A 12,523-nucleotide genomic window follows, 5' to 3' on the forward strand; every position below is an offset into this window, starting at 1 on the left:
CGCCCGCACTGCGGTTCAGCAGTCCCTCCGTGCCACACCCGAACCTGCGCCTGGAGATACCCATGACGACAACCAAAGCCGACGGCCCTGACTTCGCGAGTTCGTCCCTGCCCCGCCACCTGGTCCGGGGCGTGATCGGATTCGGCAGCCTGATCGGCTCGGTCGCGTTCATCCCGACCGTCGGCCCAGTCAGCCTGCTGCTCCTGCCGGTCGGCGTACTGGCACTGCGCGGCTGCCCGATGTGCTGGACCATCGGCCTGATCCAGACCATCTCGCGGGGCCGCCTGCAGCGCACCTGCGAGGACGGCCAGTGCAAGCTGACCGTCACGGATCGGGACCACGAGGAGCGCCCGACCGAATCGGTCTCGCTGTAGCAGAGCCGTGGGTTCGGTGCCTGCGTCCGGGACACCGCGTCCGCCGCGCTTGCGGTGCGTCTGACGGACGAGTACGAGGGCGGGGGGCTCTTCGGATTCCGGTTCTGAGCTGAGGCAGTGTGATCACAGCACACTGCACTGGCGGCCGGGCTGCCCGCTAAACGCCTTTGGCGCTGATGTGACTGGCAGGGCGCAGCGTACGTACCGCCTCGCGTGTCACTCGGCGAGGTACCCGAACCTTCCCCGGTGGAAGAGCAGCGGCGCACCTTCCGCGGCGGCGCCGAGCGCCGCCACCCGGCCCACGATGATCAGGTGGTCGCCGCCCGTGTGTACCGCCTGGATCGTGCAGTCGATCCAGGCCGGTACGGACTCCAGACGCGGTGACCCGGTGACCGGTGCGCGGTCGTACGGGACGCCCGCGAACTTGTCCGCGCCGCTGACCGCGAAGGCGCGGCACAAGTCGCCCTGGTGCGCGCCAAGGATGTTGACGCAGAAGGCTCCGGCGCCGGCGATACGCGGCCAGGTCGTCGACGTGCGCCCGACCATGAAGGCGATCAGCGGGGGATCGAGCGAGAGGGAGGCGAAGGACTGGCAGGCGAAACCGGCCGGGCCCATCTCGTCGTACGCCGTGACGACGGTGACGCCGGTCGCGAAGTGGCCCAGCACGCGCCGGAATTCACCCGGGTCGACGGGCAGCCGGTCGTCGTCGCCGACGGCCCGCAGGTCCGGGCGCGGCAAGGCGTCGAACGGCTCGGTGGCCGTGGGGGCCCCGACCGACCTGAGATATCGGACGGCGGTGGCCGCCATCCCCGCATGTCCCATCACGCCTTCCATTGAAGCTGACGGATCGTCAGATTGGAAGAGGTGCGCGGTTTGGACCCCTGTCGCGCAGCCGTACACGCGCGCGGCGCTGCACAGGGCAGCCACCGGCCGGGCAACTGCAAGCCCCATCCACGTGATGGGCGGGCTGCTGTGGTGTCTGTGGCGACTGATAGCTTCTGCGAATTGTTGGCAGGGGCATGGAGCGCGTACGGGGGACTGCATGAGCGACGTCGGAGAGGACCGGGCGGGTACGCGTCTCCCCGAAGGCGTGCCGCCTCTGCGGCCTCGATGGCTGCCCCGGGTGCCGCAGACACCCGGTCGGGGACCATGGCGTCACCGGCTCAACAGGCTGTTCTACGCAGCCGCCTTGCTCGGGATCGGCGCGAGCGCGTGGGCGTACTGGCTCACATACACGGATGTGCGGGACCGGGCCGCGAGTGAGGCCGAGATCGTGGCGGCGTGCGGCGGGATCGTGGACGCAGAGCTGGTGATGGACCTGCGGGGTGGGATGGTGCGGGCCACCGCGTATCGCCCTGACGGCAACGGGCTCCGGCTCGAAGCGCTGCCGGGCTTGTGCCGGATCTACGGGGTGCCGGAGCCGGGCCGCTCCGACAGTCTCGTCACGGTCGTGGTCCGCAGCTCGGACGACGGAAAGCCGATGAATCTCGTGGGCGACGAGGTGGGGCGCGAACCGTTCGACCGCGGTGCCGACCCGGATCTCTCCCCGGACGACGTGACCCGGTTCGCCGACCACGCCGAGCCCTGGCCGCTCGGCGACGGGAGACTCGGCCACTACGGCGATGCCTCCGTCACTGTGCGGGCCGTCTGCGCAGCCGGGAAGCCCGCCGCCCTGGAGGTCACGGTCAAGGCCGAGTACGACGACGTATCGGACGAGGACCGCGGCATCCTTGCCGAAGTGGCCCGCGGATCAGCGGAGAAGGCCACAGCCGAGGTGGGGTGCAAAGCCCGGCTCCCGCAGCTTCCCGCCCGATTGCCGAAGGCCGAGCGTGAGCTCGGTGCCGCGAAGTCCGCGAGTGCCTCCTGCGACTGGTACGGCAGACACCTCGACGCCTCCGGGCGCGGCCGACTGCCGGACCGCATGCTGGAGACACCCGTCGCAGCCAGGAGCACGACGGAGACCTGCCTGCTGGCGGTCAGCCCGGACGGCGTACGCGCGATCGCCCCGCAACTGAGCGGATCCTCACGCGAATACGCGCGTTATGCCCTTACGCACTCTCCGTGGTGGATGCGAACGGCCTCGTACTTCGACGCCGGACCCACGTCCGTCGCATATGACCACGCCGACCACGACACGTACCTCGCACCGGGCACCGCCGACGCCGGTGAGGGCGAGTCCGGTGTCTGGTGGGCCTCGTCCGTGTGCGACGGGCGGCCCGCGGCCCACACCCTCACCGTCAGCTACACCTACGACGATGTCGTGCTCGACCGTCTGGCTGCTCTGTTCCGGGCGTACGTCGACGACGTCACCGAGCGCCGCGGCTGCACCGACGTGAAGTTCCCCGCGTCGTCCGCCTTCGAGGCGGACGACTGAAGGGGGAGGAGCCATGCCGCGAGCCGGCCGGCATCGCTAGCGCCCCCGGTACTCCGGCGTGCGCCGTTCCACGAAGCTCGCCACGCCCTCGTTCGCGTCCCTCGTCGTCATATTGATCTCCTGCGCCGCCGCCTCGGCGGCGAAGGCCGAGGCCAGGTCCGACTCCAGCGACGCGTTCACCAGCCGCTTGGTGAGCGCGAGAGCCCGTGTCGGTCCGGCCGCCAGGCGGTCCGCCCACTCGCGGGCCGTCTTCTCCAAGTCCTCCGCGGCGACGACCCGGTTGACCAGGCCGATCCGTTCCGCCTCGGCCGCCGGGAGCGCGTCGCCGAAGAACATCAGCTCCTTCGTGCGCTGCGGTCCGATCAGCCGGGGCAGCAGATACGCCCCGCCGCCGTCCGGGACGAGGCCGCGGCGTACGAACACCTCGATGAACTTGGCGGTTTCGGCCGCCAGGACCAGATCGCAGGCGAAGGCCAGATGCGCGCCGATGCCGGCGGCGGTGCCGTTCACCGCGGCGATCACGGGCTTCTCGCAGTCCAGTACCGCGCCGATCAGCCGCTGCGCCCCCAGCCGTATCGTCCGCGCGACGTCCCCGGCCACCCGTTCCCGGCCGGTCTGCGCGGTGCCGCGCAGATCCGCGCCCGCGCAGAAACCCTTGCCGGTGGCGGTGATGACGACAGCCCGGACCTCCGGGTCGGCGGACGCGGCGTCGAGCAGCTCGATGATCCTCTCCCGCTGATCCCGGGTGACGGCGTTCATCGCCTCGGGGCGGTTGAGGGTGATCCAACGGACGCCGCCCTCCGCGCGGTGGAGCACATCGCCGCTCACCGGCACACCGCCAGCGCGTCCAGCGCCACCGCGCCCTGCCCGCGCGGCAGCACCATCAACGGGTTGATGTCCAGCTCGGAGAGCTCGTCGCCAAGTTCGAGGGCCATCCGCTGGATACGCAGCACGACTTCCACCAGCGCGTCCACATCCACCGGCGGCCCGCCCCTGACCCCCTCCAGCAGGGCGCGCCCGCGCAGTTCGCCGAGCATCGCGCGTGCCTGGTCCTCGCCGAAGGGAGGGACGCGTACGGCCGCGTCGTGCAGGACCTCGACCAGCACCCCGCCCAGGCCAACCGTCACCGTCGGTCCGAACAGCGCGTCCTGGGTCACGCCGACGACCATCTCGACGCCCCGCTCGACCATCTGGCAGACCAGGATCCCGTCCAGGTCCACGTCCTCGTAGCGCGCGATGTCGGTCAGCTCGCGATAGGCGTCACGTACCTGGCTGGCCGAGGTCAGCCCGACCTTGACCAGGCCGAGTTCGGTCTTGTGGGCGAGCTGCGTCCCGGACGCCTTCATGACGACGGGGTAGCCGACCAGGCCCGCGGCCCGGACTGCCGCGGCCGCGCTGGTCACCAGCTGTTCGCGCGGCACGCGGATGCCGTACGCCCGCAGCAGCGACTTCGCCGCGTGCTCGCTCAGCTGCTTGCCCGGGCGCATCAGCGCCTGCGCCTTGCGGAAGGAGGGGGACGGGGTGCGCGGTGCCTCGTCGAAGGGCGAGAGGTAGCCGGTGGTGAAGCGGTGGTGGTCCAGATAGGCGCGGACGGCCGTGATGCAGTTGCCGAAGGTACGGAACGTGGCGAGGCGCGAGGACCCGAGCAGCGTCTCGCGGTACGCCGCCTCCGTTCCCACCGGCGACCCCCACACCACGCACACCAGCTTGTCCGTGGTCTCCGCGGCGTCAGCCAGGTCCTGGGCCAGCTTGTCGCTCATCGGCGGGAACGGGCCGGTGATGGGACAGATCAGCACCCCGACGGACGGGTCGTCGAGTATCGCGTCGATGATTCTGCGGCCGCGCCAGTCGCCCACCGGGTGCCCGCCGTTGTCGACGGGGTTCGCGACGCTCAGATACTCCGGTATCCAGGTGTGCAGTTCCGCCTGCTTGGCCGCCGAGAGCTGGGGGAGCTTCAACCCGGCAGCCGTCGCCAGGTCCGAGAAGTGCGCGCCCGTGCCGCCGGAGATCGAATAGACGACGACCCCCTCGGCCACCGGCCTGCGCGCCCGCGCCAACAGCGCTGCGGTGTCCTGGAGTTCGTCGAGCCCGTCCACCCGGATCACCCCGAACTGCCGCATCGCCGCGTCCACCACCTGGTCCGCGCCGGTCAGCTTGCCGGTGTGCGAGGCGGCCATCCGCGCCCCGGCCTCGGTCCGCCCGACCTTGACCGCGACGACCGGGACCCCGCGCCGCGCGGCCCGGTCGGCGGCGAGCAGGAAGGAGCGGCCGTCCTTGATGCCCTCCACGTAGCAGGCGATGGCTCCGACCTCGGGTCGCTCGGCGAAGTACGAGATGAAGTCGGCGGTCTCCAGATCGGCCTCGTTGCCGGTGGGCGCCCAGTGGGAGAGCCGTATGCCGAGCTCCTGCAGGGCGAAGACGGGCCGCCCCTGGTGTCCCGACTGGGTGATCAGCGCGATCGCCGGTCCCTCCAGGTCCTCCCGGAACTTCTCGAAGGCGTTGAGATTGGTGTTGGGCCCGAGCAGCCGCAGCCCCGACCGCTCCACCGCGGCCGCCAGCCGCGTCTGCGCCGCCGCGCCCTCCTGGCCGGTCTCGGCATACCCGGATGCGAAGGCGACGGCGAACTTCACCTTGGCCTCGGCCAGTTCCCCGATGACCGGCAGCGGATCGCCGACCAGCAGTACGGCGAGATCGACCTGCTCGGGCAGCTCGGCGACGGAGGGCAGGCAGCGCAGCCCGAAGACGCTCTCCCGGGAGGGATGCACGGGATACAGCCGCGCGCCGACGCGCCCGGCCCAGTCGACGAGCTGCCGGGTGATACCGGTATTGGGCCGCCCGTCGGCGTCGGACGCCCCGACGACGGCGACGGACGCGGGCCGGAAGAAACGGTCCAGATCGGGCACGGACGCGTACAACGGCCGCCCGCTGACATCCAGATCGCCGTCGACCGCGGTGATGGCGGCCGTGTCATGGACGGCGTTGCGGGGCTGTTCCCCGCAGGCCACCACACGTGCGCGGAGGTCGGAGGTGAGGGTGCCGTGAGTAGATCCAAGCATCGCTGTGCCCCGCTCCTGCTCGTTGGCATTTAACTGACGCATAGTCAGATTACAGACCTGACGACCAGTCAGGAACACTCCTGCGGGCAAAGCCTGGAGGCGGGCGGCGGTTCGGGGTCCGGCTCCGGGGGATTCCATACCCGCGCTTGGTGCCCGGGAGACGGTTCGATTCAGCCGACCTTCCGCTCGCGGGGTGCGGGGCGCCTGCGGCGGGCCTGGGCCCCACCCCGCCCTCCCCCTACGGCCTGGCGGCCGTGGGAGGTACCCCCGTCCCGAAACCGGGGGCGCTGCCCCCGGACCCCCGCTCCTCAAACGCCGGAGGAGCTGAGACGTACGGCTCAGCCCGCCGCCACCGCCCGTGCGATCCGGCGCGCGTCCAGACTCATCTCGCGGAACATCCCACTGATCGGGTTGGTGAACCCCGTGAAGTACAGCCCCGGCGCCGTCCCGGGCGACCTGCCCCCGTGCGCCGTCGGCCGGCCCCGGTCGTCGAGCACGCCGAGGTGGCCGACCAGGCCCTCCAGTGCCCGGCGGTAGCCCGTCGCCGCGATCACCGTGTCCGGGGAGATCCGGGTGCCGTCCGCGAGGACGGCCTTGTCGGCGTCGAAGGAGTCGAGCGCCGCGACCGGTTCGACCTTTCCGGTGCGTACCGCGTCGATCAGGCCCACGTCCTGGACCGGGATCGCGCCTTCCTTGACGCGGGAGTACAGGCCCGTGTCCGGGCGCGGCAGGCCCTGTTCCGCGAGGTCGGGCACGGCGATCCGGCACATGATCTCGCCCGCCCGGTCCACGGCGCGGACCGGCAGCCGGCGGACCAGGATGCCGGTGCGCTGGGCGGGCCAGCCCGCCGTCGAGCGGCGGACGATGTGCGGGATCGTCCGCACGGCGATGCGCACCCGGGCGGCGCCGCCCTCCACCAGATCGACGGCTATCTCCGCGCCTGTGTTGCCGACGCCGACGACCAGCACGTCCTTGCCCGCGTACGGCGCGGCGTTGCGGTAGTCGCGCGCGTGCAGCAGTTCACCGGTGTACGCCTCGCGGCCCGGCCAGTTGGGCAGCCGCGGGGTGTGGTTGAAGCCGGTGGCCACCACGACGGCCCGTCCGGTCAGCTGCCGGCCGCCGGTCGCGTGGAGCAGCCAGTCGGCGCCGGACTGCTCGATACGGGAGACCTCGACGCCCGTCACGATCTCCAGCTCGTGGAACTCCGCGTACTTCTCCAGATAGCGGATCACGTTGTCGCGGGAGACCCAGCGCCCGAACGACCGCGGCATCGCGAGCCCGGGCAGCCCGGAGAGCCGCCGGGTGGTGTGCAGGTGCAGCCGGTCGTAGTGGCGGCGCCAGGACGCACCCACGGACTCGGACTTCTCCAGCACCACCGCTCGTACGCCCCGCTCCCGCAGTGCCGCCGCTGCCGCGAGACCGCCCGGGCCGCCGCCTATGACGTACACGGGCCGGTCGTTGGTGAGCGTGATGTCCTTTTCGTCGGCCATGAATCGTGAGCGTAATCGCGCGATTACTTGATGGGTCTCAGTCAAGACGGGAATCGGTTGCGAATTGATCACGCCCCGCACACCTCTTGCGCACATGCCCCGGTGTCCGCTGAACTGACGTGCCGTCAGAATACCGAGAGAAGGGGTCCGGGATGGAGACCGTCTGGCTCACCGGCGCCGAATGGCTCGCCGTACTCCGTATCGGTCTCGGCCTGTGGTGGCTGGAGAGCTGGCGCCACAAGGACAAGAAGGGCTGGTTCGAGCGCGGCACCGGCATCGCCTGGGCCGCCGACGTCGCGGGCAAGCACAAATGGCCCGTGGTGAAGAACGGCTTCGAGAAGGTGGTCCAGCCCCGCCCCAGGGCGATGGCGTACATCGTCGTCTACGCCGAACTCGCCCTCGGCCTAGGCCTGATCGTCGGCTTCCTCACCCCGATCGCCCTCGTCGGCGGCCTGCTGCTCAACCTGATCTATCTGGTCCTGATGATCCACGACTGGGCCGAACAGGGTCAGAACGCCATGATGGCGCTCATATCCTTCGTCGCCCTCTTCGCCATGTCCTGGCAGACCTGGTCCCTCGACAGCGCGATCGGACTCTTCTGATGCCCGCGGCCCCCCGCTTCGACCTGCCCGAGACCGACGACTTCACCCGGCCCTTCTGGGACGCGGCGGCCGAGGGGCTGCTGCTGATCCGCCGCTGCCGCGCCTGCGCGAAGGCTCATCACTATCCGCGGGAGTTCTGCCCGTACTGCTGGAGCGAGGACGTCGACTGGGAGCGGGCGAGCGGCCGCGCCACGCTCTACACGTGGTCGGTCGTGCACCGCAATGACCTGCCGCCGTTCGGCGAGCGCGTCCCGTACACCGCCGCGGTCGTCGATCTCGCCGAAGGTCCGCGGATGATGACCGAGATCGTCGAGTGCCCTGGGGCGCAGCTGCTGATCGGCATGGAGCTTGAGGTCGCCATCCGGACGGAAGCTACGGAGGGGGACGGCTTGGCGGTACCGGTGTTCCGGCCGGCGGGTCAGGGCCAGAGCAACTCCCTCACCCAGGAATTCTCTTCGCGCCGGTAGCGCAGCCGGACGTGCCGCCGCTGCCCGTCCCCCTGGAAGAACTCCACCTCGTACGCCCCCAGCACATAGAGCGTCCAGGTCGGCACGGTCGCGTCCGGCTCCCTCCGGGCCCGGTCCCATGCGGCCTGCGAGGCATACTCCAACTCGTCCTGGGAATCGAGTACTTCACTCTGACGACCGGTGAGCGCGGCGGCCAGCGCGCCCGTCGAGCGGGCGTGCAGATCGGCCCGGCTCTCCGTCGAGCTGCCCGTCGTGACCCGACCACGGATCCGGATCTGGCGGCCCTGTGCCGCCCAGTAGAAGCCCAGGGCGGCCTCGCGGTTCGCGGCCAGCTGCCGGCCCTTCGCGCTGGTGGCGTGGGAGGCGAAGTGCCAGCCGCGCTCGTCCGCGTCGTGCAGCATCAGCGTCCGTACGTCGGGAATCCCCTGCTCGTCCACGGTCGCCAGCGTCAGGGTGTGCGGCTCGGCCTGACCGGCGGCCACGGCCTCGGCGAACCACCGGTGGAACAGCGGCAGCGGTGTGCCGGGCGCGGTGGCCGGGTCGAACACGGGAAGTTCGGTGTCCCATACCCGCTGCGCGTGCAGCAGCGTACGGAACGCCTTCTGATCGTTGTCGCTGTGATCCATACCGTCCATGCGGCCAGTCAACACCACTCCGTCTAGAGTGGTCAGCCAAGCGGAAGGAACACGCATGCGGCAGAACCTGGCCAGACGCGCTGCACTGGTGGACGCGTCCATAGAGGTCCTCGCCCGCGAGGGCGCCCGCGGCCTCACCTTCCGGGCCGTCGACGCGGAGGCCGACGTACCCCAGGGCACCGCGTCCAACTACTTCACCAACCGCGACGATCTCCTCAACCAGGCCGGCGGCCGCATCTACGAGCGGATGCGCCCGGACGACGCGACGATGCGGGCCATGCTGCACGGCCCGACCACCCGCGCACGGACCGCGGAGCTGGTGCGCGAGGTGGTGGAGCGGGTCACCGCGTTCCGCACCGGATATCTCGCCCTGCTCGAACTGCGCCTGGAGGCCACCCGCCGCCCCGAGCTGCGGGCGGTGCTCACCGAGCGCGTGAGCGAGGACGTCGAGGCGAATGTCGAGGCTCATCTGGCGGCCGGTCTGCCCGGCGACGCCGACGCGGTCAGGATGATCTATCTGGCGACGAACTGGCTGGTGGTGGAGCGCCTCACGCTGCCCGACGTGTTCCCGAAGGAGCAGGCGGGCGATCTCATCACGGCCCTGGTCGAGCGGCTGCTGCCGCCGGACGAGTAGTTCGGCCTGTACGGATTCCTCAGTGCCTCCCGAGTACCACCGTTCCGGACGAGCAGAACCAGCCGCCCGTACCGGACGCCACCGCCAGTCGCGGCGGCCCTCCGTCCCGTCGCCGCACCTGATGGCCGCCCGCCTCGCCCCGCAGCTGCCGTACCGCCTCGACCAGCAGAAAGAGTCCGCGCATCCCCGGATGGCAGGCGGAGAGGCCGCCGCCGTCGGTGTTCACCGGCAGCTCGCCGCCGAGCCCGATCCGGCCCTTCTCGACGAACGGGCCGCCCTCGCCCTTGGCGCAGAAGCCCAGGTCCTCCAGCGTCACGAGGGTCATATAGGTGAAGGCGTCGTAGATCTCGGCGATGTCGATGTCGGCGGGGGTGACACCCGCGCGCTCGAACGCGAGGCGTCCGCTCACCGCCGCCGGGGAGACGGTGAAGTCCTCCCACTCCGACATCGTGGTGTGCGAGACGTACTCGCCGGTGCCGAGGATCCACACAGGATCCTTCGCCGTGTCCGGCACGTACTCCTCGGCCGCCAGCAGCACCGCGCAGCCGCCGTCGCTGCGGATGCAGCAGTGCAGTTTGGTGAACGGGTCCGCGATCACCGGCCCGTCCAGCACCTCGTCGACGGTGATCGGCTCGCGGAACATCGCGTCCGGATTGGCCGCTGCATTCGCCCGTGCCTGAACGGCCACCGAGGCCAGCTGCTCCAGCGTCGTGCCGTACTCGTGCATATGGCGGCGGGCGGCCATCGCGTACTTGGCGATGAGCGTGTGCCCGTACGGGACCTCGAACTGGAGTGGTCCGCGGGCGCCGAAGGAGAGGTTGGAGGTGCGCCGGCGCGCCTTGATGTCGGCGCGGGCGGTCGATCCGTAGACGAGGAGCACGGCATTGGCGTGACCGGCCGCGATCGCGTCGGCCGCGTGTGCCGCCATGACCTCCCAGGTGGCGCCGCCCACGGCGGTCGAGTCCACCCAGCGCGGTTTCAGGCCCAGATATTCGGCTACCTCGACCGGGGCGAGGGTGCCGAGGCCGGCCGAGCCGAAGCCGTCGATGACGGAGCGTTCGAGTCCTGAGTCGGACAGTGCCCGGCGCGCGGCCTGGGCGTGCAGGGCGTAGGGCGTGGGACCATCGATACGCCCGCAGTCCGAGAGGGATATGCCGACGATGGCGACCTTGCGCGGAGCTCGCGGGGTGGAAGGCATGAATCTGACGGTACATCAGATAACTCGGACGGCGTGGAGCCTATGCCCAGAAGCACTGCCGAAGACGTCGACGGCTACCTCGCCGAAGTGATGGAGCCGGACCGGCTCACGGCGCTGGTGAGGATCCGGGAGCTGTGCCGCACGGAGCTTGCGGCCTACGAGGAAGTAATGGCGTGGGGCATGCCCTGCTATCGCCCCAAGGGCGGTGAGCCGGAGATCTCCTTCGCCAACCAGAAGCAGTACATCTCCTTCTATCTGATGCGCCCGGACATCCGGGAGGGCTTCGAGGAGCGGCTGGCGGACCAGGACATGGGCAAGGGGTGCCTGCGCTTCCGGCGGACCGAGAAGATCGACTACGACCTGGTGCGGGATCTGCTGCGGGCGACCGCGGCGGAGGCGGGCGAGGTCTGCTGAACGCTCGTCCCCACACGTCTGTGTCCGCGCCTCTGTGCATCTGGATCCTCCCGCCCTAACATGACGGGCCGTCAGATACGGAGGGGATCCCATGGACACCGCCTTCACCGCGGAGCAGGACGAGATCCGTCGCACCCTGCGCGAGCTGCTGGCCAAACGGTCGGGCCCGGACGAGGTCAAGGCCGCCGTCCGCACCGCCGCCGGCTACGACCCGCAGCTGTGGGCGCAGCTGTCCGAGCAGCTCGGCCTGCCGGGCCTTGCGCTGCCCGAGTCGTACGGAGGCGTGGGCTGCGGCCTCACCGAACTCGCGCTCGCCTGCGAGGAGACCGGGCGGGTGCTGCTGCCCTCACCGCTGCTGGCCACGGCGGGGCTCGGGGCGCCGCTGATTGCCGCGCTCGGGACGCCCGAGCAGCGCGGCGAACTCCTGCCGCGTATCGCGGACGGCTCGCTGACCTGCGCATTCGCTGTGCCCGGCGGGGGCCTCGCGCTGGCGCTCGCACTGAGCGGCGACAACGCCTCGGGTGAGTGGGCGGGCGGCGGCCGGGCCGGCGGCGTACAGGCGCGGCCCGGGGACGGTGGGGAGTGGCTGCTGTACGGGGAGGCCGGGCAGGTCCTCGACGGGCACAGCGCCGGACTGCTGCTGGTCGCCGCGCACACGGGAGGGTACGCCCGCAGCCGTACCCTCCTGTTCCTGGTCCGGGCGGATACGGCGGGTCTGTCGCGCACCCGGCAGACCTCGCTGGACGAGACACGGCCGCAGGCGCGCATCGAACTGCGCGACTGCCCGGCCCGGCTGCTGGGCGAGGACGATGCGGCGGATGTGCCGGGGGTGTTGGCGGCCGTGGGGGCCGGGGCGGCGACCCTGCTCGCGGCGGAGGCGGTCGGCGCGGCGGCGAGCGCGCTGGACCGAACGGTGGAGTACGTCCGCGTCCGCGAGCAGTTCGGCCGGGCGATCGGCTCCTTCCAGGCGGTCAAGCACCGGCTCGCCGACCTGTACGTACGCGTCCAGGCGGCGCGCTCGGCGGCGTACTACGCGGCCTGGGACCCGGCCGAGGGCGGGCTGGCGCTGGCCCAGTGCCTTCAGGCGCTGCGGGTGGTGACGGGCGAGGCGATCCAGCTGCACGGGGGCGTCGGCTTCACCTGGGAACACGAGGCGCACCTTTACTTCAAACGGGCGGCTTCCGACGAGCTGCTCTTCGGCCCGGTGCACCGGTTGCGGGCGCATGCGGCCGAACGGGCGGGTCTGTTCGTGGCGCGGTGACGCGGTGACGGGGTGCGG

13 protein-coding genes are annotated in these 12,523 nt (G+C 71.0%); 7 read left to right on the plus strand and 6 right to left on the minus strand.

What is annotated here, in order from left to right:
* Positions 1-62: 62 nt before the first annotated feature.
* The gene (locus OOK40_RS34940; protein ID WP_266489756.1) at positions 63-374 is read left to right on the plus strand and encodes a hypothetical protein; all 312 of its coding nucleotides are present in this window, start codon (positions 63-65) and stop codon (positions 372-374) included.
* Positions 375-590: 216 nt separating this feature from the next.
* Here OOK40_RS34940 and OOK40_RS34945 read toward each other — a convergent pair whose 3' ends face one another.
* On the minus strand, positions 591-1,181 hold the full coding sequence (locus tag OOK40_RS34945; RefSeq protein WP_266489806.1) for a flavin reductase family protein: 591 nt from the start codon (positions 1,179-1,181) through the stop codon (positions 591-593).
* A gap of 235 nt (positions 1,182-1,416) precedes the next feature.
* Between OOK40_RS34945 and OOK40_RS34950 the strand changes: the two genes are divergently transcribed.
* The gene (locus tag OOK40_RS34950) at positions 1,417-2,748 is read left to right on the plus strand and encodes a hypothetical protein (RefSeq protein WP_266489758.1); all 1,332 of its coding nucleotides are present in this window, start codon (positions 1,417-1,419) and stop codon (positions 2,746-2,748) included.
* A gap of 36 nt (positions 2,749-2,784) precedes the next feature.
* Here the strand turns inward: OOK40_RS34950 and OOK40_RS34955 are convergent, their stop codons facing one another.
* From OOK40_RS34955 to OOK40_RS34965, 3 genes are all read right to left on the minus strand, one after another.
* Entirely contained in the window at positions 2,785-3,507 is a 723-nt protein-coding gene (locus OOK40_RS34955) for an enoyl-CoA hydratase/isomerase family protein (protein ID WP_266489807.1), read from the minus strand.
* Between the two features lie 65 nt (positions 3,508-3,572).
* On the minus strand, positions 3,573-5,804 hold the full coding sequence (locus tag OOK40_RS34960) for an acetate--CoA ligase family protein (protein WP_266489761.1): 2,232 nt from the start codon (positions 5,802-5,804) through the stop codon (positions 3,573-3,575).
* A gap of 338 nt (positions 5,805-6,142) precedes the next feature.
* Positions 6,143-7,294, minus strand: a complete 1,152-nt coding sequence (locus tag OOK40_RS34965) for an NAD(P)/FAD-dependent oxidoreductase (protein ID WP_266489763.1) — start codon at positions 7,292-7,294, stop codon at positions 6,143-6,145.
* A gap of 152 nt (positions 7,295-7,446) precedes the next feature.
* Between OOK40_RS34965 and OOK40_RS34970 the strand changes: the two genes are divergently transcribed.
* On the plus strand, positions 7,447-7,896 hold the full coding sequence (locus OOK40_RS34970) for a DoxX family membrane protein (RefSeq protein WP_266489765.1): 450 nt from the start codon (positions 7,447-7,449) through the stop codon (positions 7,894-7,896).
* The gene (locus tag OOK40_RS34975) at positions 7,896-8,363 is read left to right on the plus strand and encodes a Zn-ribbon domain-containing OB-fold protein (protein ID WP_266489767.1); all 468 of its coding nucleotides are present in this window, start codon (positions 7,896-7,898) and stop codon (positions 8,361-8,363) included. Before OOK40_RS34970 ends, OOK40_RS34975 begins: the two co-directional genes overlap by 1 nt.
* Here OOK40_RS34975 and OOK40_RS34980 read toward each other — a convergent pair.
* Positions 8,315-8,989 carry a pyridoxal 5'-phosphate synthase gene (locus OOK40_RS34980; protein WP_266489809.1) on the minus strand — a complete coding sequence of 225 codons (675 nt, stop codon included), beginning with the start codon at positions 8,987-8,989 and terminating at the stop codon, positions 8,315-8,317. The two genes, OOK40_RS34975 and OOK40_RS34980, sit on opposite strands and share 49 nt — an antisense overlap.
* Positions 8,990-9,053: 64 nt before the next feature.
* On the opposite strand from OOK40_RS34980, the gene OOK40_RS34985 reads away from it, so the two are divergent.
* Positions 9,054-9,632: a TetR/AcrR family transcriptional regulator gene (locus OOK40_RS34985; RefSeq protein ID WP_266489769.1), complete on the plus strand. Its 579-nt coding sequence runs from the start codon at positions 9,054-9,056 to the stop codon at positions 9,630-9,632.
* A 19-nt stretch (positions 9,633-9,651) separates the two neighbouring features.
* Here OOK40_RS34985 and OOK40_RS34990 read toward each other — a convergent pair whose 3' ends face one another.
* Positions 9,652-10,830 (minus strand): acetyl-CoA acetyltransferase, encoded by a 1,179-nt coding sequence (locus tag OOK40_RS34990; protein ID WP_266489773.1) that lies wholly within the window; start codon positions 10,828-10,830, stop codon positions 9,652-9,654.
* Between the two features lie 42 nt (positions 10,831-10,872).
* Here OOK40_RS34990 and OOK40_RS34995 point away from each other — a divergent pair, with 42 nt between their 5' ends.
* Together OOK40_RS34995 and OOK40_RS35000 are read left to right on the plus strand one after the other, a co-directional pair.
* Positions 10,873-11,244, plus strand: a complete 372-nt coding sequence (locus OOK40_RS34995; RefSeq protein WP_266489775.1) for an iron chaperone — start codon at positions 10,873-10,875, stop codon at positions 11,242-11,244.
* A 91-nt stretch (positions 11,245-11,335) separates the two neighbouring features.
* Positions 11,336-12,505 (plus strand): acyl-CoA dehydrogenase family protein, encoded by a 1,170-nt coding sequence (locus tag OOK40_RS35000; protein WP_266489777.1) that lies wholly within the window; start codon positions 11,336-11,338, stop codon positions 12,503-12,505.
* The last annotated feature ends 18 nt before the right edge of the window (positions 12,506-12,523 follow it).

This window comes from Streptomyces sp. NBC_01481, assembly GCF_026339995.1.
Taxonomy (GTDB): Bacteria; Actinomycetota; Actinomycetes; order Streptomycetales; family Streptomycetaceae; genus Streptomyces.

Excerpts from the sequence above, each read along its gene's own strand:
- OOK40_RS34975 (WP_266489767.1), top strand. The coding sequence starts at position 7,896 with ATGCCCGCGGCCCCCCGCTTCGACCTGCCCGAGACCGACGACTTCACC.
- OOK40_RS34955 (WP_266489807.1), bottom strand. The coding sequence starts at position 3,507 with ATGAACGCCGTCACCCGGGATCAGCGGGAGAGGATCATCGAGCTGCTC.
- OOK40_RS34980 (WP_266489809.1), bottom strand. The coding sequence starts at position 8,989 with ATGGATCACAGCGACAACGATCAGAAGGCGTTCCGTACGCTGCTGCAC.
- OOK40_RS34985 (WP_266489769.1), top strand. The coding sequence starts at position 9,054 with ATGCGGCAGAACCTGGCCAGACGCGCTGCACTGGTGGACGCGTCCATA.
- OOK40_RS34990 (WP_266489773.1), bottom strand. The coding sequence starts at position 10,830 with ATGCCTTCCACCCCGCGAGCTCCGCGCAAGGTCGCCATCGTCGGCATA.
- OOK40_RS35000 (WP_266489777.1), top strand. The coding sequence starts at position 11,336 with ATGGACACCGCCTTCACCGCGGAGCAGGACGAGATCCGTCGCACCCTG.
- OOK40_RS34965 (WP_266489763.1), bottom strand. The coding sequence starts at position 7,294 with ATGGCCGACGAAAAGGACATCACGCTCACCAACGACCGGCCCGTGTAC.
- OOK40_RS34950 (WP_266489758.1), top strand. The coding sequence starts at position 1,417 with ATGAGCGACGTCGGAGAGGACCGGGCGGGTACGCGTCTCCCCGAAGGC.
- OOK40_RS34960 (WP_266489761.1), bottom strand. The coding sequence starts at position 5,804 with ATGCTTGGATCTACTCACGGCACCCTCACCTCCGACCTCCGCGCACGT.
- OOK40_RS34940 (WP_266489756.1), top strand. The coding sequence starts at position 63 with ATGACGACAACCAAAGCCGACGGCCCTGACTTCGCGAGTTCGTCCCTG.
- OOK40_RS34970 (WP_266489765.1), top strand. The coding sequence starts at position 7,447 with ATGGAGACCGTCTGGCTCACCGGCGCCGAATGGCTCGCCGTACTCCGT.
- OOK40_RS34945 (WP_266489806.1), bottom strand. The coding sequence starts at position 1,181 with ATGGCGGCCACCGCCGTCCGATATCTCAGGTCGGTCGGGGCCCCCACG.
- OOK40_RS34995 (WP_266489775.1), top strand. The coding sequence starts at position 10,873 with ATGCCCAGAAGCACTGCCGAAGACGTCGACGGCTACCTCGCCGAAGTG.